At 61.0% G+C, this 21,943-nt stretch carries 25 protein-coding genes and 1 tRNA gene; 11 read left to right on the top strand and 15 right to left on the bottom strand.

All coding sequences use genetic code 11. The features are described from left to right. Positions 1-61: 61 nt before the first annotated feature. The 4 genes from prfB (at position 62) to NKH73_RS09220 (ending at position 3,397) form a co-directional block, all read left to right on the top strand. Positions 62-1,193, top strand: a protein-coding gene (prfB, locus tag NKH73_RS09235; protein ID WP_352930498.1) for a peptide chain release factor 2 whose coding sequence is annotated in 2 segments (ribosomal slippage) — positions 62-127 and positions 129-1,193 — 1,131 coding nt in all. Because the reading frame shifts where the segments join, the coding sequence is not laid out codon by codon here. A gap of 443 nt (positions 1,194-1,636) precedes the next feature. After that, positions 1,637-2,023 carry a hypothetical protein gene (locus NKH73_RS09230; protein ID WP_352930496.1) on the top strand — a complete coding sequence of 129 codons (387 nt, stop codon included), beginning with the start codon at positions 1,637-1,639 and terminating at the stop codon, positions 2,021-2,023. Between the two features lie 190 nt (positions 2,024-2,213). After that, positions 2,214-2,582 (top strand): GFA family protein, encoded by a 369-nt coding sequence (locus NKH73_RS09225; protein ID WP_352930494.1) that lies wholly within the window; start codon positions 2,214-2,216, stop codon positions 2,580-2,582. Positions 2,583-2,746: 164 nt separating this feature from the next. Then, complete coding sequence (locus NKH73_RS09220) at positions 2,747-3,397, top strand: YiaD family glycine zipper/OmpA-like lipoprotein (RefSeq protein ID WP_352930492.1); 651 nt, start codon at positions 2,747-2,749, stop codon at positions 3,395-3,397. Positions 3,398-3,451: 54 nt separating this feature from the next. Here the strand turns inward: NKH73_RS09220 and NKH73_RS09215 are convergent, their stop codons facing one another. Continuing rightward, positions 3,452-3,727: a DUF2798 domain-containing protein gene (locus NKH73_RS09215; protein WP_352930490.1), complete on the bottom strand. Its 276-nt coding sequence runs from the start codon at positions 3,725-3,727 to the stop codon at positions 3,452-3,454. A 34-nt stretch (positions 3,728-3,761) separates the two neighbouring features. Further along, positions 3,762-4,646, bottom strand: coding sequence for an NmrA/HSCARG family protein (locus NKH73_RS09210; protein WP_352930761.1), 885 nt, complete (start codon positions 4,644-4,646; stop codon positions 3,762-3,764). A 127-nt stretch (positions 4,647-4,773) separates the two neighbouring features. Between NKH73_RS09210 and NKH73_RS09205 the strand changes: the two genes are divergently transcribed. Continuing rightward, positions 4,774-5,667: a LysR family transcriptional regulator gene (locus NKH73_RS09205; RefSeq protein WP_352930488.1), complete on the top strand. Its 894-nt coding sequence runs from the start codon at positions 4,774-4,776 to the stop codon at positions 5,665-5,667. A gap of 203 nt (positions 5,668-5,870) precedes the next feature. On the opposite strand, the gene NKH73_RS09200 is transcribed toward NKH73_RS09205, so the two are convergent. The 7 genes from NKH73_RS09200 to NKH73_RS09170 all read right to left on the bottom strand — a co-directional run bounded on the left by NKH73_RS09200 (position 5,871) and on the right by NKH73_RS09170 (position 13,558). After that, positions 5,871-7,508 (bottom strand): DEAD/DEAH box helicase, encoded by a 1,638-nt coding sequence (locus NKH73_RS09200; protein ID WP_352930486.1) that lies wholly within the window; start codon positions 7,506-7,508, stop codon positions 5,871-5,873. A 191-nt stretch (positions 7,509-7,699) separates the two neighbouring features. After that, positions 7,700-8,473, bottom strand: coding sequence for an NAD kinase (locus tag NKH73_RS09195; RefSeq protein ID WP_352930484.1), 774 nt, complete (start codon positions 8,471-8,473; stop codon positions 7,700-7,702). 488 nt (positions 8,474-8,961) lie between these two features. Beyond that, positions 8,962-9,723: an MBL fold metallo-hydrolase gene (locus NKH73_RS09190; protein ID WP_352930482.1), complete on the bottom strand. Its 762-nt coding sequence runs from the start codon at positions 9,721-9,723 to the stop codon at positions 8,962-8,964. 3 nt (positions 9,724-9,726) lie between these two features. Then, positions 9,727-10,791 (bottom strand): ABC transporter ATP-binding protein, encoded by a 1,065-nt coding sequence (locus tag NKH73_RS09185; RefSeq protein WP_352930480.1) that lies wholly within the window; start codon positions 10,789-10,791, stop codon positions 9,727-9,729. Continuing rightward, entirely contained in the window at positions 10,788-11,570 is a 783-nt protein-coding gene (locus NKH73_RS09180) for an ABC transporter permease (RefSeq protein WP_352930478.1), read from the bottom strand. Before NKH73_RS09180 ends, NKH73_RS09185 begins: the two co-directional genes overlap by 4 nt. Before the next feature lies 1 nt (position 11,571). Continuing rightward, positions 11,572-12,438, bottom strand: a complete 867-nt coding sequence (locus NKH73_RS09175; protein ID WP_352930476.1) for an ABC transporter permease — start codon at positions 12,436-12,438, stop codon at positions 11,572-11,574. Positions 12,439-12,451: 13 nt separating this feature from the next. Next, positions 12,452-13,558, bottom strand: a complete 1,107-nt coding sequence (locus NKH73_RS09170) for a polyamine ABC transporter substrate-binding protein (RefSeq protein ID WP_352930474.1) — start codon at positions 13,556-13,558, stop codon at positions 12,452-12,454. 91 nt (positions 13,559-13,649) lie between these two features. Here NKH73_RS09170 and NKH73_RS09165 point away from each other — a divergent pair, with 91 nt between their 5' ends. Next, positions 13,650-14,264 (top strand): TetR/AcrR family transcriptional regulator, encoded by a 615-nt coding sequence (locus tag NKH73_RS09165; RefSeq protein ID WP_352930472.1) that lies wholly within the window; start codon positions 13,650-13,652, stop codon positions 14,262-14,264. Positions 14,265-14,399: 135 nt separating this feature from the next. Continuing rightward, positions 14,400-14,966: a DUF2569 family protein gene (locus NKH73_RS09160; protein WP_352930470.1), complete on the top strand. Its 567-nt coding sequence runs from the start codon at positions 14,400-14,402 to the stop codon at positions 14,964-14,966. A 30-nt stretch (positions 14,967-14,996) separates the two neighbouring features. Here the strand turns inward: NKH73_RS09160 and NKH73_RS09155 are convergent, their stop codons facing one another. From NKH73_RS09155 to NKH73_RS09140, 4 genes are all read right to left on the bottom strand, one after another. Further along, complete coding sequence (locus NKH73_RS09155) at positions 14,997-15,602, bottom strand: cupin domain-containing protein (RefSeq protein ID WP_352930468.1); 606 nt, start codon at positions 15,600-15,602, stop codon at positions 14,997-14,999. A gap of 199 nt (positions 15,603-15,801) precedes the next feature. After that, the gene (locus NKH73_RS09150; RefSeq protein WP_352930466.1) at positions 15,802-15,996 is read right to left on the bottom strand and encodes a hypothetical protein; all 195 of its coding nucleotides are present in this window, start codon (positions 15,994-15,996) and stop codon (positions 15,802-15,804) included. 216 nt (positions 15,997-16,212) lie between these two features. After that, on the bottom strand, positions 16,213-16,452 hold the full coding sequence (locus tag NKH73_RS09145) for a hypothetical protein (RefSeq protein ID WP_352930464.1): 240 nt from the start codon (positions 16,450-16,452) through the stop codon (positions 16,213-16,215). Between the two features lie 178 nt (positions 16,453-16,630). Next, positions 16,631-16,706 (bottom strand) — tRNA-Thr (locus NKH73_RS09140). 158 nt (positions 16,707-16,864) lie between these two features. Here NKH73_RS09140 and NKH73_RS09135 point away from each other — a divergent pair. Both NKH73_RS09135 and NKH73_RS09130 read left to right on the top strand, forming a co-directional pair. Next, positions 16,865-17,032 carry a hypothetical protein gene (locus NKH73_RS09135; RefSeq protein ID WP_352930462.1) on the top strand — a complete coding sequence of 56 codons (168 nt, stop codon included), beginning with the start codon at positions 16,865-16,867 and terminating at the stop codon, positions 17,030-17,032. 254 nt (positions 17,033-17,286) lie between these two features. Beyond that, on the top strand, positions 17,287-17,643 hold the full coding sequence (locus NKH73_RS09130; protein ID WP_352930460.1) for a hypothetical protein: 357 nt from the start codon (positions 17,287-17,289) through the stop codon (positions 17,641-17,643). Here the strand turns inward: NKH73_RS09130 and NKH73_RS09125 are convergent. Then, the gene (locus NKH73_RS09125; protein WP_352930458.1) at positions 17,611-18,105 is read right to left on the bottom strand and encodes a YbaK/EbsC family protein; all 495 of its coding nucleotides are present in this window, start codon (positions 18,103-18,105) and stop codon (positions 17,611-17,613) included. The two genes, NKH73_RS09130 and NKH73_RS09125, sit on opposite strands and share 33 nt — an antisense overlap. 61 nt (positions 18,106-18,166) lie before the next feature. Then, the gene (bhcR, locus tag NKH73_RS09120) at positions 18,167-19,051 is read right to left on the bottom strand and encodes an HTH-type transcriptional regulator BhcR (RefSeq protein WP_352930456.1); all 885 of its coding nucleotides are present in this window, start codon (positions 19,049-19,051) and stop codon (positions 18,167-18,169) included. 203 nt (positions 19,052-19,254) lie between these two features. On the opposite strand from bhcR, the gene gcl reads away from it, so the two are divergent. Next, positions 19,255-21,036 (top strand): glyoxylate carboligase, encoded by a 1,782-nt coding sequence (gene gcl, locus NKH73_RS09115; RefSeq protein WP_352930454.1) that lies wholly within the window; start codon positions 19,255-19,257, stop codon positions 21,034-21,036. A gap of 13 nt (positions 21,037-21,049) precedes the next feature. Further along, positions 21,050-21,847 (top strand): hydroxypyruvate isomerase, encoded by a 798-nt coding sequence (hyi, locus tag NKH73_RS09110; RefSeq protein ID WP_352930452.1) that lies wholly within the window; start codon positions 21,050-21,052, stop codon positions 21,845-21,847. Positions 21,848-21,943 lie beyond the last annotated feature (96 nt).

The following is a 21,943-nucleotide window of genomic DNA, read 5'->3' as shown; positions in this document are numbered from 1 at the left end:
AACCCCGAGCGCTATTTTCAGTTAACGGGCATCATTTCAGAACAGGACAGAACGGCCAGCCATGCGCGCGGAAACGCAGAATATTGTCGATGAGATCAGGCAGGCGATAACCCTGCTGAGGAGGCATCTTTGACTGGGATCAAGCTATAAAGCGGCTTGAATACCTGAATGTGCGAGCCGAGGATTCGAGCCTCTGGAACGAGCCGCTGGAGGCGCAGAAGCTGATGCGTGAGCGTCAGGGGCTCGAGGACGGGATCGCCGCGGTCAAAGGCCTCACCCAGGCGCTGGAAGACAATATCGGCCTGATCGAGCTTGGCCAGGAGGAGGGCGACGAGAGCGTCGTCGCCGAGGCGGAAGCGGCGATCCGCTCGATGCGCGGCGAGGCAAAGGCCCGCCAGATCGAGACGCTGCTTTCTGGCGAGGCGGACGCCAACGACAGCTATCTCGAAGTCCATGCCGGCGCCGGCGGCACCGAAAGCCAGGACTGGGCCTCGATGCTTCTGCGCATGTACACGCGTTGGGCCGAGCGCCGCCGCTTCAAGGTCGAGGTGCTGGAAGTCCATGACGGCGAAGAGGCCGGCATCAAGTCCGCTACGCTGCTGATCAAGGGCCACAATGCCTATGGTTGGCTGAAGACGGAATCCGGCGTCCACCGTCTCGTGCGTATTTCGCCTTATGACAGCAATGCGCGCCGTCACACGTCCTTCGCCAGCGTCTGGGTCTATCCCGTGATCGACGACACGATCGAGATCGACGTATCCGAATCGGATGTCCGCATCGACACCTATCGGTCGTCCGGGTCGGGCGGCCAGCACGTCAACACCACCGATTCGGCGGTCCGCATCACCCATCTCGCCACCGGCATTGCGGTCGCCTGCCAAGCCGAGCGCTCCCAGCACAAGAACAAGGCGAAGGCCTGGGAGATGCTGCGCTCGCGGCTCTACGAGGAAGAGCTGAAAAAGCGCGAGGCGGTGGCGAACGCCACCGAAGCGTCGAAGAGCGATATCGGCTGGGGCCACCAGATCCGCTCCTACGTGCTGCAGCCCTACCAGCTGGTGAAGGATCTGCGCACAGGCGTCGAGAGCACAAGCCCGTCAAGCGTGCTGGACGGGGACCTCGACGATTTCATGGAGGCCTCGCTGTCGCAGCGCATCGAGGGCGGCGCCGGCGAAATGGTTGCCGATATCGACTGAAGCTCCGACGTCAAAGCAGCAAGCAACATCACGCTAGAGTAACAGGCTCTCACTCTAATTGAGCGGTCGCTTTATAGCGTTGTTTTTTCATCGATTTTTCAGAACGACTTCTACTTCAGGGGTAGATTCTGCCGGCCTGCGGGCGCCTAGCCAGGAACCACTGCGAGCTGAATCTCGTTATCTGCGATCCCGTCTGCCGGGGTTGATGAAGTCACTCTCGTCGACCCCGGCAGTCTGGTTCCGGCTGCAGATGTCGGCGCTCAGCTTGCACAGCAATTTTCTTGCGCCAACAAAGGAATCAGCCCAGCATTCGAAGGCTGGGGGAAAAAAGCATTTATGGCCGGACGCGGCGTATCTGCGACCTGACGATCCGGCCACTGGGAAGACACGTTCCGGGAACGGGCAAGCGAAACGCTTGACAACCGTCGATAGGAATTGCGCCCATGCCTGCTTTCACAACCCGACCGGCCTCAGCCGTCAACACGGCGCGCCGCCTCCTGAATTCAATCATCGCGGTGGTGGCTGTGACGGCCGCCATCGTGACATTTGCAGCACCCGCTCTGGCGCATGACGCCAAGCCGACCGCGGCGAAGCCGCAAGGCTGGAGTTACCCTTTCTCCTGCTGCTCGGGCTATGATTGCCGCGCGGTCTCGCAAACGTCGATCAGCGAGCGCCCGGAGGGCTACGTCATCAAGGGGACAGGCGAGGTCGTGGCCTACACCGACACACGGATCAAGAATTCGCCCGATGGCGAATATCACTGGTGCTCGGTTGCCGGCGCCAATGATGGAAAGACCATCTGCCTGTTCGTGCCGCCGTCATCGTTTTAGTGCATGTCGCCCAAAAGCTTGCCCACGGGCCTGACCCGAGGGTGCGCAGCGGTTTTGGGATGACGACTTGCATCAAAAAAGATTGAAGCACTAAGCGTCTGACGCAGGCAAGCGGGCCTGCTGACAGACGGTTGTCAGAAGCGTCTTTGCCTTGTCGCGCAGACGGTAGGCAATCGTGAGGAAGTCGTTCATGACCATAAAGGCAAGCTGCCACTGCAGAGCGACGACATTCGAGGTTTCGGAGGCGCCGCAAACGGTGACGCAATGCACCTGCTCCTTCTGCTCGAAGCGCGGCTCGTTGTGGGCCTATTACACGCCGTCGCAATTCAAGCTCACCAGCCCGCTCAAGAATGTCTCGTTCTACCGGTGGGGGTCGAAAACGATCAAACACGGCTTCTGCGCCACCTGCGGCTGCGGCACTTTCACCGAAACCCCGGACTGGTCGACCGGCAAGCCGGACTTCGACAACCCGAAGATCAGCGTGAACTCGCGCCTGTTCGACGACTTTGACCTCGGCCAGATCGAGGTCGTCGTCATCGACGGCAAGAATCTCTGGTAGCCGATCGAAATCGCGCAACATCGCGGCTGTGGAATTGACCGGGAAAAGCCATAGCCAGCCGCTTTTCCCGTTCCGCTTTTCGCCGCATTTCATGTTACAACGAACCCGGAAGGGCTGATATGGCGCGCCGTCGGCGTGGCCGCGGTTTGAAGAGGGACTACCCAATGAAAAAGACTGTGCTCGTCGCCGTGGCGACGGCTGTACTCGTGAGCGCCTGCACCACCACCGATCCGTATACCGGAGAGCAGAAGGTTTCCAATACTGCGGCCGGCGCCGGCATCGGCGCACTGGCGGGTGCTGGGCTCGGCCTGCTTGCCGGCGGCAACGATCGCCGTAATGCGCTGATCGGGGCTGGCGTCGGCGCGCTCGCCGGCGGCGCCATCGGCGCGCACATGGACCAGAACGAGGCCGAACTGCGACGGCAGCTTCAGGGTACCGGCGTCAGCGTTACCCGCACCGGCGACCAGATCATTCTCAACATGCCGTCCGACATCACCTTCAACGTTGACCAGGACGCGGTGAAGCCCGGCTTCTATCAGGTGTTGAATTCGGTCGCACTTGTGCTGAACAAGTTCCGGCAGACCACGGTCGACGTGTTCGGCCACACCGACTCTACCGGTGGCGACCAACATAATTTCGACCTGTCGCAGCGCCGCGCGCTGGCCGTCGCCAACTATCTGTCAGGGCAGGGCGTCGATTCTCGCCGCTTCGCCGTCACCGGCTTCGGCAAGACGCGTCCGATCGCTTCCAACGCAACGGCCGACGGCCGCGCCCAGAACCGCCGCGTCGAGATCCAGCTTTCACCGCTCACCTGAGCAAGCCGGCATCGAACATGAAGACGGCCCCGCAAGGGGCCGTTTCTGTTTGGATTAGGGTCGGACCGGCTGATCGACAATTGCCGCAACGATCCGACGCACGATCGGAAGGACAATCAGCAGGCTCGGAAACGCAACAAGCCATGATACGCCCCATGCGTATGACCAGGTCGCTACGAAACCGCTAGTCCAGCCCGTGCCGATCGCCGTCGAAACCGCCGAGATGATGCAGGTCATGAGAATTGAAAGAACGAACGGCATGACCACAGCACTGTAGGAAGGTGGCAGTTTTCTCAGCTTCAACGTCTTCTTTTGCGGTGATGCTTGCATGGAAGTCTCCCAGTCGGAAAATGCGTGAGCGCGATCAGGCGTTCTGTGCCGTTTGCAGGGCCAGTTCTCGGATAAAGCTTCGTAGCGAACGCGGCTCGCGGCCCAAGGCGGCACGCAATGTCAGGCTGTTTCCGCCGAGACCATATTTGGCGTAGTGGTCATGGACTTTAGCCAGCAGCTGCAATTGGCGGTCGTCGTGGGGAAGGCGGGTATTCGCTGCCCACTCGCCAAAGGTCGGCTCGCCAGCAGAGATCGGGCGGCCAAGTTCCTCGCTGATCATTGACACGATCTCTTCCCGGCTATGCATACCGTCCGCGCACAGCTCAAGGGTCGCATAAGACAGCTGCGCTTCGGTCAGTGCGATCGCTGCCACTTCAGCGACATCGCGGTAATCGACACGCGCCAGCTTTGCCGTCTTTGGAAACGGTTCCGAGAAAACGCCGTCCCTAACGATGAACGGCCAGGCTGCTGCGAGGTTCTGCATGAAATTGGCAGGATGCAGAATGGTGTATTCCATCTTCGTCGAGTAGAGAGCATCCTCGACCGGCACCTTGCTCGCATGGTTTTTTAGCCTCGTATTGGTCGGCTGGATCACCGACGAGAAGACGAATTTTCGAACGCCTGCTCGTGCTGCAGCCTCGACCATGGCAACACCCATGGCTGCTTCATCGGGGGCAAGAGCCGGTCCGATATGAAAGACGCCGTCGACGCCCTCGACGGCATTTTCGAGGCTCTGAGGGTTGCGCAAATCTCCGGTCACGACCTCGGATGCCCCGAGCCTCCGGGCCTTTTCGGCGTTCGCGGGGTCGCGAATGAGCGCTCGAACGCTGGCATTGCGGCGGATAAGTTGAGGCACGATTAATCCGGCAAATCGGCCTGTTGCGCCCACGACCAGAACGGTTGGATTGAGTGCTCGCATGACAATTCCCTTCGACCGAAGCTTGCCCTTATCGGGATTTCTTCCAGGGAAATAAAAAGTCTCGAACAGCGTTACAATTCTTTGGATCTGCGATAGTTTATCTCGATTTTCGAGAGAAATGGACATCATGAGCCGGATAGATGATTTTGAAGCTTTCATGGCAGTCGTCGAGCACGGAAGCTTGACGGCCGCCGCACGCCGGCTGAGCCGCTCGCTGCAATCGATCAGCCGGTCTTTGGCGACGCTGGAGGAATCCGTCGGGGTCGAGCTTGTACAGCGGACGACGCGCCGTTCGACACCAAGCGAAGCCGGATTGGTATTTTTCCACCGCATCAAACCCGCGATCGACGAAATAAACGACGCCAGGCTTCAAGCCGCCAACCAACGATCGGAACCATCAGGCATTCTGCGCGTGAGCGCGCCAGTTCTGTTCGGCCCGGATTTCGTTGTACCTGTCATCGCCGACTACATGCAGATGTATCCGCAGGTCGAGGTTGACCTCCAACTCGCCGATGGGTTTGTTGATCTTGGGACCGATGGCCTCGATCTCGCGATACGGATCGGCAATTTGCCGGATTCCAGCTTGCGAGCCAGACGCTTGGGCGCGTTGCGGCGCGTCGTATTTGGCTCGCCTTCCTACCTTGAACGCCGTGGCCGACCAACGCATCCCTTGGAACTGAGCAAGCACAGTTGCATTGTTCGAACCTCCGACCAGCGTCCGGGTGAATGGATGTTTCAGATCGAGGGGAAACCTCGGGCGGTGAAAGTGGCTGGCGGTTTTCGATCCAATTTGATGGCACCGATCTATGCGGCCGCAGTTCACGGATTGGGTTTGGGCTACTCGCCCCTTTGGCAGATAAGGCATTTGGTGGATGATGGCCGCCTAGAGGTGGTTTTAAGCGACTTCGAGCCGATGCCGGTACCGATGCACGCCGTGTGGCCGGAAGGCAGATCATCTTCAGCCAAAGTTCGCGCGTTTCTGGATATGTTGCCGTCCCGCCTAGAATTCAAAAACCTGTAGGCACCGGATCAGACGAGGCGACGGAACGCGGTCGACGGCCTCGTGGTCATCGGCTTCGGCGAGACGCGGCGGCGGCCGACCGCGCCTAGAACCGGGACGTCGAGATCCAGCTTTCGGGCCACACCAGAGCAAAGCAAATGTCAGACACGAAAACGGCCCCGCAAGGGGCCGTTTTCGTTGGCATTTGAGAATTTCTTGTGTGGTCAGACCTTGGCCACGATGCGCATGAAAGCGGGCATGTCGTCGCCGAAGCCGACGGTCGCGTCATTGTCTTCCTGGCGATTGCGGGCAGGGCGGTTGCCGTCGCGCTGCGGCCTGGTATCGCCACGTTCCGGCGCACGCTGTTCGTTGCGATTGCGATCGGACGAAGCCTTACGCTCAGATGAAGGTTGGCGTTCGGGTGAAGCTTGGCGCTCGGTATTTTCCGAGCGGATCGCTTCCTTGCGCGCGCGCCGCTCGCCGGCATCGGCGACCGCGGTCTCGGCCACCAACGGCTCGCCCACAGTATCCGGTGCTGCATCTTCGCTTTGCCTAGCGTGGCTTTGCCTAGCGTGGCGTTCGCGCGGTTTGCGTTCGCCCCTGTCCTTGCGGTCGTCGTCCTTGCGGCCGGCACGGCGCGGCGCGCCGCGGCCACGGCGGGGAGCGTCGTCCTCTCCGCCCTCGCTGGCGACGACCGTCGACAGATCGCCGTCGTGCCACTCGATCTTGTTGCCGATCAGCCGTTCGATCGCGTCGATGTATTTCGTGTCGGACTTGGTGGCGATGGTGAAGGATTTGCCCGAGCGGCCGGCGCGGCCGGTGCGGCCGATGCGGTGGACATAATCCTCGGCATGGATGGGCACATCGTAATTGAAAACGTGACTGACATCGGGAATGTCGAGGCCGCGGGCCGCAACGTCCGATGCAACGAGGTAGCGCAATTTGCCGTCACGGAAATTGGCCAGCATCTGCATGCGCGCGCGCTGATCCATGTCGCCATGCAGCGCGCCGGCGTCGAAATCATACTTCAGCAGCGAGCGGAAAAGCTCCGAAACCTCGATCTTGCGATTGCAGAAGATGATGGCGTTCTTCAGCTCGGCATCCTCGGCCTTCATCAGGTTGCGCAGCGTCTCGCGCTTGTCCCAGGGTTTCGAGCCGGATTTCACCAGCCGCTGGATAATGTTGGTCGCAGCGGATGCGGCCTTCGAAACTTCGACGCGCACAGGCGCGTGCAGGAATTTCTCGGTGAGTTTGGTGATCTCAGGCGGCATCGTCGCTGAGAAGAACAGCGTCTGCCTCGTGAACGGGATCATCTCGCAGATACGCTCGATGTCGGGAATGAAGCCCATGTCGAGCATGCGGTCGGCCTCATCGATGACGAGGATCTCGACGCCGTTGAGCAGAAGCTTTCCGCGCTCGCGGTGGTCGAGCAGGCGGCCGGGCGTCGCGATCAGCACGTCGGCGCCGCGCTCCAGCTTCTTGTCCTGCTCGTCGAAGGACACGCCGCCGATCAACAGTGCGATGTTGAGCTTGTGGTTCTTGCCATATTTGACGAAGTTTTCTTCGACCTGCGCGGCAAGCTCGCGCGTCGGTTCCAAGATCAGCGTACGCGGCATGCGGGCCCGGGCCCGGCCTTTTTCTAGGCGGGTGAGCATCGGCAGCACGAACGAGGCCGTCTTGCCGGTGCCGGTTTGGGCGATGCCCAGAACATCCTTGCCGAGCAAGGCGTGCGGAATGGCGCCAGCCTGGATCGGCGTCGGTTCGGTGTAACCGGCATCGGTAACTGCGGAAAGGACCTTCGGCGACAGGCCGAGGTCTGCGAAGGTCAACGCTTCTTGAGCGATCTGGGCGTCTGAGGACAAGTTTGGCTGTCTTTGGCTGGTTCGGGGGCGCAACATAAACAGTCGCGGCAAGCGCCGCGCGCCTGCAAGATTGGTATTGCAGGTAGGCGCAAGCCCACGATTTGTCAACAGAAACGGGCGCGGAATGGCACGATTGTGAAGTCGTAACCTTAATCCCGATGCTTAATCGGGCTGTCTGTCACGATGCCGGTTCAATAGCGGAACTGTTCGGCGAGAATACGCTCGTTCCAAGAGTGGTTGGGATCGAACAGCAGCGTGGCTGTCGCCGTTGGCGATTCCCGTACCGTGACGGAGGTTACGGCCTTCACCTCCGTGTGGTCGGCGGCGGCGTTCACCGGCCGCTTTTCCGGCTCCAGAATGTCGAAACGAACGATCGCCTTGTTGGAGAGCAGCGCGCCGCGCCAGCGGCGCGGGCGGAACGGACTGACCGGGGTCAGCGCCAGCAGTGGCGCGTCGAGCGGCAGAATCGGCCCGTGCGCGGACAGATTGTAGGCGGTCGAACCGGCCGGCGTCGCGATCATCACGCCGTCACAGTTCAATTCCTCCAGCCGCATCTGCTCGTCCACGGTGATACGGATCTTGGCCGTCTGGTAGGATTGCCGCCACAGCGCAACCTCATTGATCGCCAGCGCCGAAATCGTTTCGCCTTCTGCCGTCACCGCCTGCATCTCCAAGGGACGGATCGTTTCGGCAACGGCTGCCGCAATGCGCCCCGTCAACCCACTGGCGCGGTACTCGTTCATCAGGAATCCGATGGTGCCACGGTTCATACCGTAGACTTTTTTTCCCGTGCTCATCGTCTCGCGCAACGTCTGCAACAGGAAGCCATCGCCGCCGAGGGCGACGACGATCTCTGCATTTTCGATGGATGCCTGGCCATAGCGCGCCGACAGGCTCTCCAGCGCCGCATTGGCGTCGGCGGTGCCGGACGAGACGAAGGCGAAACGGTTGGCGGCTTTGCTCATGGCTCCCCAATGGCGAAGGTTGGTGGCGACCGGCTGGTGGCGACCGGTTGCTGGGGCCGCGCCAGCGCCGGGTTAGCATGGGCGGGCAAATCTGCAAAGGAGGCAAGTGCTGCCCTCGACACGGGCGCCGTGAAGCGCGCCAGTCGGGTTCTCGCGCATCGTGTCGAGTGACAGGCGAATGTGATGGTTAAGACGGGGATTAAACTCTCGTAAAGCGGGATCGATCATGTTAGCCGGCAGTGGATGGGTGGCGCGGGGGCTAGCCAGTCGGACCGATCTATTGCCGATAACACGCCTGATTATCATCGTCCTGATGCTGGGAAGCTTTGCGCTTGCCTTTGCCCAACTGGTGCGCCAGTCCGAAGAGACGAGTTTAAGACCCCAGCCCACGGCTTCACGCTGCGGCGACGCCGCCGGCACACCGTGCCCTCAAAGGGCTTTGTGAATTCGCTAGGCACCGGGCAAGCCGTCCTACGAGAAGCCGATGCCTATCGCGCCTGCAGCAGATGGCAGCCGGCCTGCCGCTTTTGTGCGAGATACTCGTCGATAAGCTGGCGATAGCGCACCTTGCCGAAGCTCGGGAAGTGGCCACCGTGCACCACCGCAACATCGAGATCGCGCATCCGCAACAGCGTTTCGACGTAGTCGTCGACGGCTGAATGATAGACATCGTCGATCAGCGGCCCGTCATAGATGATGTCGCCGGAAAGCAGGATGCCGGTCTCCCTCTCGTAGAGCGCGATGCCGCCGGGCGAATGACCCGGCGTGTGGATCACCTCGAAGGCACGATCGCCGAGATCGACGACGTCGCCTTCTCCAAGCAGGCGGCCGGCCGGCGCCGGCAGGATATGGTAGCGTCCCGTGTCCCATCCGGTCGGTATGCCATCGAACATCTCATCATTCGCATAGCGGTCGGCGACCGTCCATTCGTTGCGCGGATCGGCGAGGATTTCTGCTTCGGCCCGATGAACGCAGCGGTCCGGAAATTCGTGGTGGCAGCCGATATGGTCGAAATGCGTGTGGCTGGCCACGCAAATGAGCTTGCGCTCGCTCACCAGCGGCACGTCGCGCCTGAGACTAAAATGGCCGAGGCCGGTATCGAACAGAAGATCGCGGTCGCGGCCGCGCACATGCCAGATATTGCAGCGGAAGAACGGTTTTATCCATGGTTCGTGGATCAACGTCACGCCATCGCTCATGCGGATGGTTTCGTACCATTGCGGGGCGTCGATGACTGGAAGCGTGCCCATGGCTCAACCCGCCAGAAGGATGATGTCGCCAGTGTCGCACGAGACCGCAACGATTTCGCCCGGCTGAACGGCTGATGCGGCAGGGACTTTGGCGATGAAGTGCACCGCAGGGTCTTTCTCGGAGACAGCAAGCACGCGCTTGAAGCTGCCTTGAAACACCACGTCGCTCACCGTGGCCGTGCCGAGCCTTACCGCGCCGCCGGCCGCGCCGAAAACGAGGTGCTCCGGACGAATGGCGAGGGCGACGGCCGTCCCGGCCGGCAATGTGCCGGGCAGCGAGAACGATCCAGTCTGCGTTGCGACGGTGATTGTTCCGTCCTTCGTCGCCGTCACCGCTCCCGAAATCAGCGTGCTTTCGCCCATGAAGGTCGCGGAAAACCGCGTTGCCGGCCGCGCATAGACGCGCTCGGGCGGTCCTTCGTCCTCGATGCGGCCATCATTCATCACCACGCAATGGTCGGCCAGCGCCATCGCTTCTTCCTGGTCGTGGGTGACATGGATGAAGGCAGTGCCGACGCGCTTCTGGATCGCCTTCAGCTCGTCCTGCATCTGCCGTCGCAGCTTGAGATCGAGCGCGCCGAGCGGTTCATCGAGCAAGAGCACTGCCGGCTCGATCACCAGCGCCCGCGCCAATGCGACGCGCTGCCGCTGGCCGCCGGACAATTGGTGCGGCTTCTTGTCGAAGGCAGTGGCCAGACCGACCAGCGCCAGTGCCTCGCGCGCCCGCGCGGTCCGTGTCGCGGCCTCGACGCCTTGCATGCGCAGGCCGAAGCCGACATTGCCGCCGACGCTCATATGCGGAAACAGCGCGTAGTCCTGGAACACCGTCGTCGTCGGGCGTTTGGCGGGCGGCACGGCGGTGCAGTCCTCGCCGCGGATCAGCACCTTGCCTTCGCTTGGTGTGACGAAGCCGCCGAGAATGGACAAAAGAGTCGTCTTGCCGGAGCCCGACGGCCCGAGCAGGATCGTGTAGCTGCCCGGCTCGATTTGCAGCGACACATTCTTCAGCACTATGTGCTGGCCGAAACGATGCGAGACGGCACGGACGTCAACCAAAGGCACGGTCATGCCGGCTTCCTCCGCAACAGCATCAGTTCGAACAATACCACCAGCACGATGGAGACGGCGAAGACCAGCGAGCCGACGGCGTTGGTCTTGGGATTGAGGCCTGAGCGCAGCAGGTTCCAGATCTCGACGGGCAGCGTGGTGTCGAAGCGCGTCAGCAGGAACGAGATCACGAACTCGTCCCAGGAAAAGGTCATCGACAGGAAGAAACCGGCAAAGATCGCCGGCGCCATGACAGGCACCGTGATCAGCAGCAGCACCTTCCATTCGGGCGCGCCGAGATCGCGCGCGGCGCGTTCGATGTTGATCTGGTGGTCGCCCATCTGGCTATAGATGATGGCAAAGCACAGCGGCAGGTTGATCACGACATGGCCGATGCCGGCGGCAAGCAGCGATTTTGGCAAGCCGGCCCAGTTGAACAGCACCAGCAGCCCCATGCCGATGATGAGATAGCTCACTGTCAGCGGCAGCGTGATCAGCCCGCGCAGCAGGGCCGAGGCCGGCAAGGCAAAGCGTGCAAAGCCCCAGGCAGAGAGAAATCCCAACGTGACCGCGGCAGCTGAAGAGAGGGCGGCCACTAGAAGCGAATTGATTAGTGCCGAGGTCAGCCGCGTGTCGGCGAGCACGGCGTCGTACCAGCGCAGCGACGGCCCGGTGAAGGGTGGGATCGGAAACGACGTCGCCTGCAGCGAAAACAGCACCAGCACGACGACCGGCAGGAAGATGAAACCATAGATGGCGGCGGCGTAGACCCAGGACGTGATGCGGACGAGAGTGCGCATCTCAGGCCCGCTCGATCTTCAGCCAGCGAGCGCAGGCGAGATAGGCGACGGTAACGACCGCCATCAGGATGATCGACAGCGCCGACGCGAGCGGAAAGTCGCCACGCCGGCCGATCTGCATCATCACCAGCTGCGGCATCAAAAGCTCGTTGTTGCCGCCGAGGATCTGCGGTGTGATGTAGTCGCCGATGCACAGCACAAAGGTGAGAAAGGCGCCGACCATGATGCCGGGGAGCGTCAGCGGCAGGATAATATGCAGGAACGTGCGTATCGGCCCGGCGCCGAGATCTGCGGCGGCCTTGCGGTAGCTCGGGCTGAGCTGCTTCAGATTGGCGAAGATCGTCAGCGTCAAAAGCATGACGAAGAAATGGACGAAGCCGATAATTGTGGCCAGCCGCGTGTTGGCGAGCTGCGCCGGCTCGCTGAACAGGCCGGAGCCGGTCAGCGCGCGGTTGATCACGCCGTTCTGCGCCAGCACCAGCAACCAGGAGTAGGAGCGCACGACATAGGAGGTCCAGAACGGCAGCACGGCCAGCATCAGCGCCAGCCGCTGCCAGCGCTCCGGCACCTGTTCGGCCAGGATCCAGGCGAAGGGGTAGGCGAGCAGCACCGAAACCACTGTGACGATGGCAGTGACCTGCAGCGAGTTCACCATCGCCTGCCAATAGGCCGGGTTATTGAAGAACTGGCTGTAGTTGGACAGTGTGAAGCCACCGCCGTCATGCGCAGTCAGGCTGGAAAACCCCATGGCCAGGAAAGGCAGGACGAAGAACAGCAGCGTCCAGCCGAGCGCCGGCGTGACCAGCGCCCAGGGCAGGGCACGGCCCGCCCGGGGTAGGGCACGCCCGCTGTTTGTGGCAGAGTTCACGACCGGAGATCGGTCACTGCGCCTGCAGCATTTCGGTCCACACGTCCTGCATCTTCTTGTCGAGATCGGCGTTCGGCGCCGGATAGGACTGGGCGCGGGCGAGGAAATCCGGCTGCTCGTCGAAGCGCAGGATCTTCTTCTGCTCGTCGCTCAGCGCCGCCTTGGCATTCGCCGGCATGCCCCAATAGCAGGCGGAGGTGGCAAGCCGCGCCTGGCCTTCAGGGCTCATAATGTACTGGATGAATTTCAGCGCCATGTCCTTGCTTTTGGAATCCTTGAACATGGCCAGCGACTGGGACCACAGCACAGCACCTTCTCTAGGAATCGAGAAGTCGAGGGCAGGGTTCTCCTTGGCCAGTCCGGCCGTCACCCACTCGCCACCGCCGACCAGTATGTCGACCTCGCCGGTCGCCAGCGCCGTCTGGCTGGCAGTCACCTCGCCGACCAGCTTGGCATTGGCTTTCATCTTGAGCAGCTCTTCCTTGATGGCAGGAAGGTCGGCTTCGGTCAGCTCGGCGGTCTTCTTGCCGATCGCCAGTGCTGCCATGCCGATGACCGGCAGGTAATAGTCATAGATGGCGATCTTGCCCTTGTACTTGTCGCTGGTCAGCGCAGCCATCGACTGCATGTCGGTGGGATCGACCTTGGTCTTGTTGTAGCCGATCGTGTTGTAGCCGAATTTTTCGGTGATGCCGTAACGCTTGCCGTCGACCACGGTGGAGCTGTCCATCTTCACCTGGGGAAAGAGGTCGGCGAGCGGCAGTTTGTCTTCCGGCAGAGGCTCGAACAGGCCCTTTTCGACGCCGCGCGGTATGTCGATACTGTCGATCACCATCACATCCCAGTCGCCGGGCTGCGACTGTTCGACAATCGCCATGCCGGCGCCGGTGCCCTCGAATTCCTTGACATTGACCTTGACGCCGTTGGCCGCCTCGAAGGGCTGCAGCAGCGCCGGGTCGGCGTGATCGCACCAGATCAAGGCGTTGAGATCAGCAGCCTGAGCAATGCTGCCCGTCGCCAGCAGCAGTGCTGTCGCGGCACATGCGGTGTGAAGACGGCTCTTCAGAACGGAAAGCGGGTTCGTAGTCGTTGGATTCGGGGTCTTTGGATTCATGGACATCGAGTGTTCTCCCTTGCCTTCTTGGCTTCTGGCAAAAAATTGAACCAATTCTAAAATTGAGTCAATTCTGTTTTCATGGCAAATAGCCGATATGAGTGGATTGCGGGCAAGGCAAAAGGCGGATCGGCACCGCCGCATCATCGAGGCGGCGGCGGAGCTTTTTCGCGACGCCGGCTACGAAGGCGCCAAGATCGAGACGATCGCGGCGCAGGCCGAGGTCTCGGTCGGCACGATCTACAATTACTACCAGAACAAGGGCGACATCCTCGGCGCCATCGTTTCGATGGAGGTCAACGAGGTGCTCAATGCCGGGCGCGGCGTCGTCGCCAACCCGCCGGCCAATGTCGGCGATGCGCTGGATACGCTGCTCGGCATCTATATCGAGCATTCGCTGCATTATCTCAGCAAGGAGATGTGGCGGCAGGCGATGGCGATCTCGACGCAACTGCCGGACAGCCCGTTCGGCCAAGCCTACACCGCGCTCGACCGGGCACTGACTGAACAGATCCGCGCGCTGATCGCGAGACTGCAGGCGATCGGCCTGGTGCGCCGGGATATCGACGGGCAGGCGCTGGGCGAGCTCGTGTTCAACAACATGAACATGATGTTCATCGAGTTCGTGAAGCGCGACGAGGCGAGAATTGCCGAGCTGCGGGCGGCGATACGAAGGCAGAACCGGATTCTGGTGGCGGCGATTGGGGTTTGAGGCGCGTAACTCTGTCAGGACCGGTCAGGAGAAACGAATTTTTTGGTCAAAGGCACCGGCTCATTAGAGTCTCCCCCTTGAGTTGTTCTAAAAACATGATACAGCCTAAGGCTGCATAAATGGGTGGAGGGGTAAATGGGTTTTTCGTTCTGGCACTGGGCAATACTGCTTTTGCTGATTGGGGTGCCTGTCTTTTTCGCTGTGCGGTCTGCGATCAAACCTTCACAGAATCCAGCGAGCCTCGTGGGATTTGGAGGCTGGCTAATGCTGCTTGCGATCCTTCAGGCTTTCTCCCCGCTACGCACACTCGTCTCATTGGGTTCATCGAGTGAAGGCTACCGACAGCTCATGACGCTCCCGAATGGCACTTTGGCGGTCTATGGCGAGGTTGCCCTCTTGCTGGCGTTTGTGGTGTTCCAGGTGGTTGTGCTCGTTACGATGCTGCGGCGGAGTTACCGCTTCAAGCAGCTATTCCTGTACCAGTGGTTTGTAATACCAATCGTGTTTATTCTGGACACGGCTTGGATTTCAGCGGTTCTTGGCATTCCAGTGAGCCAGGTGCTTGCCGGAAATGCGCTGATAGCGCCCATAGTGTCTTTTGCCCTGACCGGAATTTGGGTCGCCTACGTCTACAAATCAGTCCGGGTGAGGAACACGTTCACCAAGACGGGCGCGTCTGGTCAAGTCGTGAGCGCGTCGTAGAAGGGTTCGTCTCTAAATGCGGTGTCGAGATCAGGTAGCAGGAAGGCCTGCTCGATCGAGGATTTCGGCGGCCGGAGTGATATGTGCGTGCGGTTTGCAGTAGATGGGGTCGATCGCCCGATAGCCAAGCAGATTGGCGAGAGGTGCAAGGATACTCAAAGCCACCCGCTGGATCGCAGGTGGGGGCCGCGTGAAGACGATCACGTCGGCAAATTCCCTGGCGATGACCGCCGCTTGAAGCGGTGAAGGTCTGCCCTTCTTATCCACCTTGCCAGCATTGGCCAGGCCGAAGAGCATGCCGATCAGCAGTTCGAAACGGTTCGGGTCAATGTGGTTCGCACCGTGAGCCCGTTCGATTTCGATCAGGATCTGCGCCTCGTCGGTCTTGCTGCTGTTCCACCAATCATGTGCAACGCCTGCCTCGGCCGTGGCGGATTGGCCAGGTCCCAGACAGAAAGTCTTCCCGGCGATGCAGGCATCGAGCCGGCCGCTGAAGACGGTAAAACGTTCAATCATGTTCGGGTGGAAGTGCTCGCCTACCACCGCGGCCCCCGGCCGAGCGGTTAAATAAACGACGCCAGGCCCTTCGCCACGGTCTTCGGTGCCGCGCAGGATCACTGCATATTCGCCGGTCACCTTGTTCTCGTAGATATCTCCACAGCGTGACATGGATCAGCTCGCAGTTTCAGGACACCGCGCATCACAGGGAAAAAGATCCCGGTGCCGCAGCTTTCGCGAAATCTATTTAAAGCATGTGCTCCAAAAAGCGTAAGGGGCCAACGCGCCAAGCAATCCCGAGAGAGATAGTTGGCTCCCCGCGGGCACGATCGGCAATTTACCGAGCATGCTTGGGCCGTGCGCGCGGAAACGGCACGACGGTCAGTGGCGCCTTGCGGAATTCCGCGATGGCTATTTCCTCGATCAGGGAATCCAGCGCCTCGCTGACGCGTCGGCTCGTTTCATCCATGCCGCAGAGCCGGTTTTGGGCGCACTCCAAGAGCTCGCGCGCAGCGGCGAAGTCGCTTCGCATGACATCACCCATTTGATTTTACCCGCCGCCCGGACATTGTCGACGCGCTAAATTGAGCGATTGCTAATATACACAGGTGCATTTTAATCAAATGGCATTAAGTGGCCGGGAGGGCAGGGTTGCCGGCCGGTTCGCCTGCGCTGCTGCATCAGTTGGTTCGATTGAATTTTTTTGATGCCCAGACGTGATCCGAAGGGCTTCGCGTGGCAGGAAGGATTAGTACGATCTTGGCCGGCTTAGAAATTCCCTGGCGGCAGCGATTTGGCGTCTATGCTCGCGAAGGAAGGCCAGGCTGAAACAAACAGAAAAGGCCAGTCCTGAAAGGACTATCGTCGCTTGCGAGGTTGGATCAGGATCGGGAACCACCAGGAAGCGGAAACCGAACGCCAACGCGAGGGCAGCAAGACCACCATACATGCCGCCAATAAAGGGGGCGATCGTACGTTTTTGCTCCAACGGAGGCTCCTCTGTTCCCACTAGGGAATACCTATGGTTTCCCACTGGGGAATACCTGTGGTTTCCCATTCAGGGATATATGCGTTGAAGCTGATGTGCTACGGGCCTGGCCTGTGGAAATCGGGGATGAGCAGATTTCAAGCGACCGTGGAAGGCTCTCACACAAGAAGCGGTTTGCTGGTGCCCCCGGACGGAATCGAACCGCCGACCTTCGGTTTACAAAACCGCTGCTCTACCAGCTGAGCTACAAGGGCACGGCGCTCCGGTTAGCATATTTGTTGCGCCAGTAAAGACAAAACTCTGTTTTTGGTTTCCCATAAGCCCGCCGGAGCTGCCGGCGCGGGCATCCTGAAAACGGCCAATTCGCTTCCTATATTGATTGAAGGTGCAATCGCATGGGCGAGGGTATCGCATGATCAGACTTGTCGTCATTGCCCTGGTCGTCGTCGTGGCCTGGATTCTCCTGGTGAAGCTGATCAAGGATCTGAAGAGCGCCAACGTCGACTGGACCGGCGTCACCACCATCATCGGCTTCATCGCGCTCGCCTTCTGGCTGCGCCATATCACCGGCATGGGCTGAAGCCTTCCGCCGGCGGGGTGTCGACCTCCGCCGCCTACTGGTCATGATTGCGTACTGACTGCGAACGTCGCCGCTGCCGGCTTTGAGGAGAAGTGAACCGTTTCAGGCAAGGGAAAAAGGGGAACCCACTGCCCCTTTTTCAGCTGTCTGGGTTGGAAAATTGAACCCGGCACCGCAACCGGTTCCAGCGACGGATGTACAAGGATTTTTCGACAGCTTAGTCTGGCGGTGAAGGCACCAGAGGGAGAGGGCGCTTGGACGAGCACCAACCCAAGGAAGAGCAGATTGAGACGGATTTCCGCAACGGCACGATCACCACCGTCGGCATTCTACTGGCTTTCTCGCTGGGCTTCATCACGCATTGGGCCGCCAACCCGCTCCCTTGGGAAATCTATCACCTGGCAGCCGTCGTGCCGATTTTGATAGGCATTGCCTTGCAGATACGAGCGCTGCGGTTGCTGCTCGACACGACATCTCTACAGCGACGCGTTTATGAACGCGCCACCCGCATCTTCATCGCCGGCCTCATCTTCACCGCCTGCGGAGTTGGGCTGGCGATGCTGCTTGATTTCTACGACCTATCGACCAGGAGCGCGGTGCCCGGGGCCTAGCTCATCCTGACAGATGTCGCACCATTCGGCGCCAGTCAGCGCTGCCATGCGCTCGACGCCTATTTTCACCGCTGCATTGGTTGCGCCGGCCGCCGGCACGACCTGATCGTAGGCGCGCAGCGACACGTCGCAATAGACCGGCAACGGCGAGGCGAGGCCGAAGGGGCAGACGCCGCCAATCGGATGGCCAGTGATTTCGGCCACCTGCTCGGCAGCGAGCATGCGCGGCTTGCCGCCGAATGCATCGCGCGATTTGCGGTTATCGATGCGCGCGTCGCCGCGGGCGACGACCAGCATGACCCGGTCACCGACGCGCAGGCAGATGGTCTTGGCGACCTGCCCAGGCTCGACGCCGTGCGCCTCGGCCGCGAGCGCGACGGTCGCCGAGCTTGTCGGCGTTTCGATCACCTCGATGTCGGGGGCATATTCGGCGAAGAAGGCTTTGACGGATTGGAGACTCATGCGTCTTTCGGGCGTCGACTGGCGGAAGGTGGACGCAAACTTGGCCGTAGCCAGGCGGCTGTCAAGGTGAGCGCGCAGCGCCAATCTCGAAGAGTGAACCCGGTTCGGCGGCGCGGCTTGGTGAAGAAGGGGGCGGCAGACCACCAATCATCCTGGTTATTTCCGTTGCGGCTTCACGCACCAGGGGGCCGATTTCGGCCAGCCGCTCCGGTGTGACGCGCACCGTCGGCCCCGAGACCGAAACGCCGCCGATCGGCTCGCCGAACTCGTTGAAGATGGCGGCGGCGACGCAGCGCATGCCCGGATGCCGCTCCTCATCGTCGACCGACCAGCCGCGCAGTTTGATCCTCACCAAATCGTGGGCCAGTGCCGAAATGTCGGAAAGCGTGTTTTCGGTGAAGCGCTCCAACCCGGCCTTGCGAAGGATGATGGCGACACGTTCGGGGTCGAGATGCGCCAGCACCGCCTTTCCGATGCCCGAGGCATGGAAGGAACTGCGCGTGCCCGGCCGGAAGAAGGCGCGGATCGCCTGATGCGTCTCGACCTGACTGACGAAGACGACGCAATCATCCTCGGCGACGCCAAGATTGGCGGTCTCGCCGGTCTTCTCCATCAATTCCTGCATGACGGCGCGGGCGCGGTCGACCAGCTTGCGGCGGCGCAGAAATGCCGCGCCCATGCGATAGGTCTCGACGCCGATCGACCAGAGCTGGTCGGCGTTGTCGAACTCGACCATGCCGTGGTTTTCCAGCGTCGTCAGCATGCGGTAGGCGGTAGACGCGGCGAGCCCGCTCTGCGCGGCGATTTCGCTCAGCGACAGGCCGCTGCCTTCGGCGACGATGGCAAGGATGCGCAGCGCCCGGTCGAGCGACTGCACCGAAGCGGCTTCGGACGGACCGTGAAAGGCACGCGGGCGCCCGCGCTGGCGTTTTTCGGCAGTTTCCATGACGGCATTCTTGCCGATTTCGCGAAATGCGCAATGAAAAAGTTTTTCACTGATCCTCCTCGCCGAGTTCATGGAAAACGGAAAACGAAATTAAATCAGCTAGTAGAGACCATTTCTTAGAAATGAAAAAATATTCTGAAAAAATTGAAAAATAGTCGGCGCACTGGCATTCTCGGCCATCAACAAATTCCGTGGAGGCTGAAATGACCAGGATGCGCGGGGTCGACGCAGCGGTTCTCGTTTTGGAAAAAGAAGGCATTTCCTGCGCCTTTGGCGTGCCGGGCGCGGCGATAAACCCGTTCTATTCGGCGCTGAAGGCGAGGGGTACCATCCGCCACATCCTGGCGCGCCATGTCGAGGCGGCGTCGCACATGGCAGAAGGCTATACCCGAGCCAAATCAGGCAATATCGGCCTGTGTGTCGGCACTTCGGGTCCGGCCGGCACAGACATGATCACCGGCCTCTATTCGGCCGCGGCCGATTCCATTCCGATACTCTGTATCACCGGCCAGGCGCCGCGCGCGCGGCTGAACAAGGAGGACTTCCAGGCCGTCGACATCGCTGCCATCGCCGCACCCGTCGCCAAGTGGGCGGTCACCGTCATGGAGCCCTATCTGGTGCCGATGGCGTTGCAGAAGGCGTTCCACCTGATGCGTTCGTCGCGGCCGGGGCCGGTGCTGATCGATCTGCCGGTCGATGTGCAACTGGCCGAGATCGAGTTCGATATCGATGCTTATGAGCCGCTGGTGCCGTTCAAGCCGGCAATGTCGCGCGGCCAGGCGGAGAAGGCGTTGGCGATGCTCAACGCGGCTGAAAAGCCTGTGATCGTCGCCGGTGGCGGCATCATCAACGCCGACGCTTCGGATTTGCTGATCGAGTTCGCTGAGGTCACCGGCGTGCCTGTGATCCCGACGCTGATGGGCTGGGGTGCGATTCCCGACGACCACCGGCTGATGGCCGGCATGTGCGGGCTGCAGACGTCGCATCGCTACGGCAATGCGACGACGCTCGAGGCCGATTTCGTCTTCGGCATCGGCAACCGCTGGGCGAACCGCCACACCGGCTCGGTCGACGTCTACACCAGAGGCAAAAAATTCATCCATGTCGATATCGAGCCCACCCAGATCGGCCGTGTCTTCGCGCCGGATCTCGGTGTCGTGTCGGATGCCGGTGCGGCGCTGAAGATGCTGCTCGACGTCGCCACCGAATGGAAGACCGCGGGAAAGCTGCGCGACTGGTCGAGCTGGGCCAGGGAATGCCAGGGCCGCAAGAAGACGATGAAGCGCAAGACGCATTTCGACCAGGTGCCGCTGAAGCCGCAGCGCGTCTATGAGGAGATGAACAAGGCGTTCGGCCGCGACACCACCTATGTCACCACGATCGGGCTTTCGCAGATCGCCGGCGCGCAGTTCCTGCATGTCTACAAGCCGCGCAACTGGATCAATTGCGGTCAGGCCGGCCCGCTCGGCTGGACGCTGCCAGCAGCACTTGGTGTTCGCGCCGCCGATCCGCACCGAAACATCGTGGCGCTGTCCGGCGACTATGATTTCCAGTTCATGATCGAGGAACTGGCGGCCGGCGCGCAGCACAAATTGCCTTACATCCATGTCGTCGTGAACAATGCCTATCTCGGCCTGATCCGCCAGGCGCAGCGCGGTTTTTCGATGGATTTCGAGGTCAGCCTCGCCTTCGAGAACGTCAACCGCAAAGACGATCCCGAGGCTGGCTACGGCGTCGATCATGTCGCTGTCGCCGAGGCCATGGGCTGCAAGGCGGTCCGCGTGCGCAGGCCTGAGGAATTCGCCGGCGCCTTCGAGCAGGCGCAGCGCCTGATGAAGGAATACCAGGTTCCGGTGGTACTCGAATTCATCCTCGAACGCGTCACCAACATTTCGATGGGCACCGAAATAGACAAGATCACCGAGTTCGAGGAGCTTGCCGAACATCACGAAGACGCCCCCACGGCGATCGTCATGCTCGATTGAATGGGAGAAGTGAATGCCGCGTTTTTCAGCGAATCTTTCGATGCTCTTTGGCGAGCATGATTTCCTCGACCGCTTCGATGTCGCCGCCCGCGCCGGCTTTAGGAGTGTCGAATATATCGGCCCTTATGACCATGCGCCCGAGGTGGTTGCAGCGAGGCTGAAGAAGAACGGCCTGTCGCAGGTGCTGTTCAACCTGCCGGCCGGCGACTGGGCCAAGGGAGAGCGCGGTATCGCCGTGTTGCCGGATCGCGTTCCCGAGTTCCGGCAAGGCGTCGCCAAGGCGATCACCTATGCGCATGCGCTGGGCTGCGAACAGGTCAACTGCCTCGCCGGCATCGCGCCGCAGGGCGTCGAACGGAGTGTGCTGGAAGACGTCTTCGTCGAAAACCTGGCTTTCGCGGCGGAGAAGCTGGAACAGGCCGGCATCAAGCTGTTGATCGAGCCGATCAACACGCTCGATATTCCAGGCTTCTTCCTCAATTATTCGGAGCAGGCACTGGCGCTGATCGACCGCATCGGCTCGAAGAACCTGTTCCTGCAATATGACATCTATCACATGCAGATCATGGAGGGGGATCTCGCCCGCACCATCGAGGCAAACCTCGGCCGCATCGCGCATATCCAGCTAGCGGACAATCCCGGCCGTCATGAGCCGGGGACGGGCGAGATCAATTTTCCCTTTCTGTACAACCACATCGACAGCATCGGCTATTCCGGCTGGATCGGGGCGGAGTACAAGCCGAAGGCCGGGACGGAAGCCGGACTCGGTTGGTTCCGGGAGTTTGCCGGGCAGGGCAGTGCGGCGGCGTAGGTGCAGGAAAGTCGCGATTGAGGTCGAGTTCCTTCGTGCCCCCTCTGGCCTGCCGGCCATCTCCCCACGGGTAGGAGCTCGGCAGTTTCGGCGCCG

Source organism: Mesorhizobium sp. M0938, assembly GCF_040319125.1.
GTDB lineage: Bacteria > Pseudomonadota > Alphaproteobacteria > Rhizobiales > Rhizobiaceae > Mesorhizobium > Mesorhizobium robiniae.
The sequence above is the reverse complement of the archived record's forward strand: the minus strand, read 5'-3'. Positions and strand labels throughout refer to the sequence as shown.

What these genes read in the sequence shown, in the direction of transcription:
- NKH73_RS09160 (WP_352930470.1), top strand. Translation starts at nt 14,400, where the DNA reads ATGGGTTTTTCGTTCTGGCACTGGGCAATACTGCTTTTGCTGATTGGG.
- NKH73_RS09190 (WP_352930482.1), bottom strand. Translation starts at nt 9,723, where the DNA reads ATGGGCACGCTTCCAGTCATCGACGCCCCGCAATGGTACGAAACCATC.
- NKH73_RS09225 (WP_352930494.1), top strand. Translation starts at nt 2,214, where the DNA reads ATGACCATAAAGGCAAGCTGCCACTGCAGAGCGACGACATTCGAGGTT.
- NKH73_RS09210 (WP_352930761.1), bottom strand. Translation starts at nt 4,646, where the DNA reads ATGCGAGCACTCAATCCAACCGTTCTGGTCGTGGGCGCAACAGGCCGA.
- NKH73_RS09170 (WP_352930474.1), bottom strand. Translation starts at nt 13,558, where the DNA reads ATGTCCATGAATCCAAAGACCCCGAATCCAACGACTACGAACCCGCTT.
- NKH73_RS09185 (WP_352930480.1), bottom strand. Translation starts at nt 10,791, where the DNA reads ATGACCGTGCCTTTGGTTGACGTCCGTGCCGTCTCGCATCGTTTCGGC.
- gcl (WP_352930454.1), top strand. Translation starts at nt 19,255, where the DNA reads ATGACCAGGATGCGCGGGGTCGACGCAGCGGTTCTCGTTTTGGAAAAA.
- bhcR (WP_352930456.1), bottom strand. Translation starts at nt 19,051, where the DNA reads ATGGAAACTGCCGAAAAACGCCAGCGCGGGCGCCCGCGTGCCTTTCAC.
- NKH73_RS09205 (WP_352930488.1), top strand. Translation starts at nt 4,774, where the DNA reads ATGAGCCGGATAGATGATTTTGAAGCTTTCATGGCAGTCGTCGAGCAC.
- NKH73_RS09135 (WP_352930462.1), top strand. Translation starts at nt 16,865, where the DNA reads ATGATCAGACTTGTCGTCATTGCCCTGGTCGTCGTCGTGGCCTGGATT.
- hyi (WP_352930452.1), top strand. Translation starts at nt 21,050, where the DNA reads ATGCCGCGTTTTTCAGCGAATCTTTCGATGCTCTTTGGCGAGCATGAT.
- NKH73_RS09125 (WP_352930458.1), bottom strand. Translation starts at nt 18,105, where the DNA reads ATGAGTCTCCAATCCGTCAAAGCCTTCTTCGCCGAATATGCCCCCGAC.
- NKH73_RS09150 (WP_352930466.1), bottom strand. Translation starts at nt 15,996, where the DNA reads ATGCGAAGCGACTTCGCCGCTGCGCGCGAGCTCTTGGAGTGCGCCCAA.
- NKH73_RS09165 (WP_352930472.1), top strand. Translation starts at nt 13,650, where the DNA reads ATGAGTGGATTGCGGGCAAGGCAAAAGGCGGATCGGCACCGCCGCATC.
- NKH73_RS09180 (WP_352930478.1), bottom strand. Translation starts at nt 11,570, where the DNA reads ATGCGCACTCTCGTCCGCATCACGTCCTGGGTCTACGCCGCCGCCATC.
- NKH73_RS09220 (WP_352930492.1), top strand. Translation starts at nt 2,747, where the DNA reads ATGAAAAAGACTGTGCTCGTCGCCGTGGCGACGGCTGTACTCGTGAGC.
- NKH73_RS09195 (WP_352930484.1), bottom strand. Translation starts at nt 8,473, where the DNA reads ATGAGCAAAGCCGCCAACCGTTTCGCCTTCGTCTCGTCCGGCACCGCC.
- NKH73_RS09230 (WP_352930496.1), top strand. Translation starts at nt 1,637, where the DNA reads ATGCCTGCTTTCACAACCCGACCGGCCTCAGCCGTCAACACGGCGCGC.
- NKH73_RS09215 (WP_352930490.1), bottom strand. Translation starts at nt 3,727, where the DNA reads ATGCAAGCATCACCGCAAAAGAAGACGTTGAAGCTGAGAAAACTGCCA.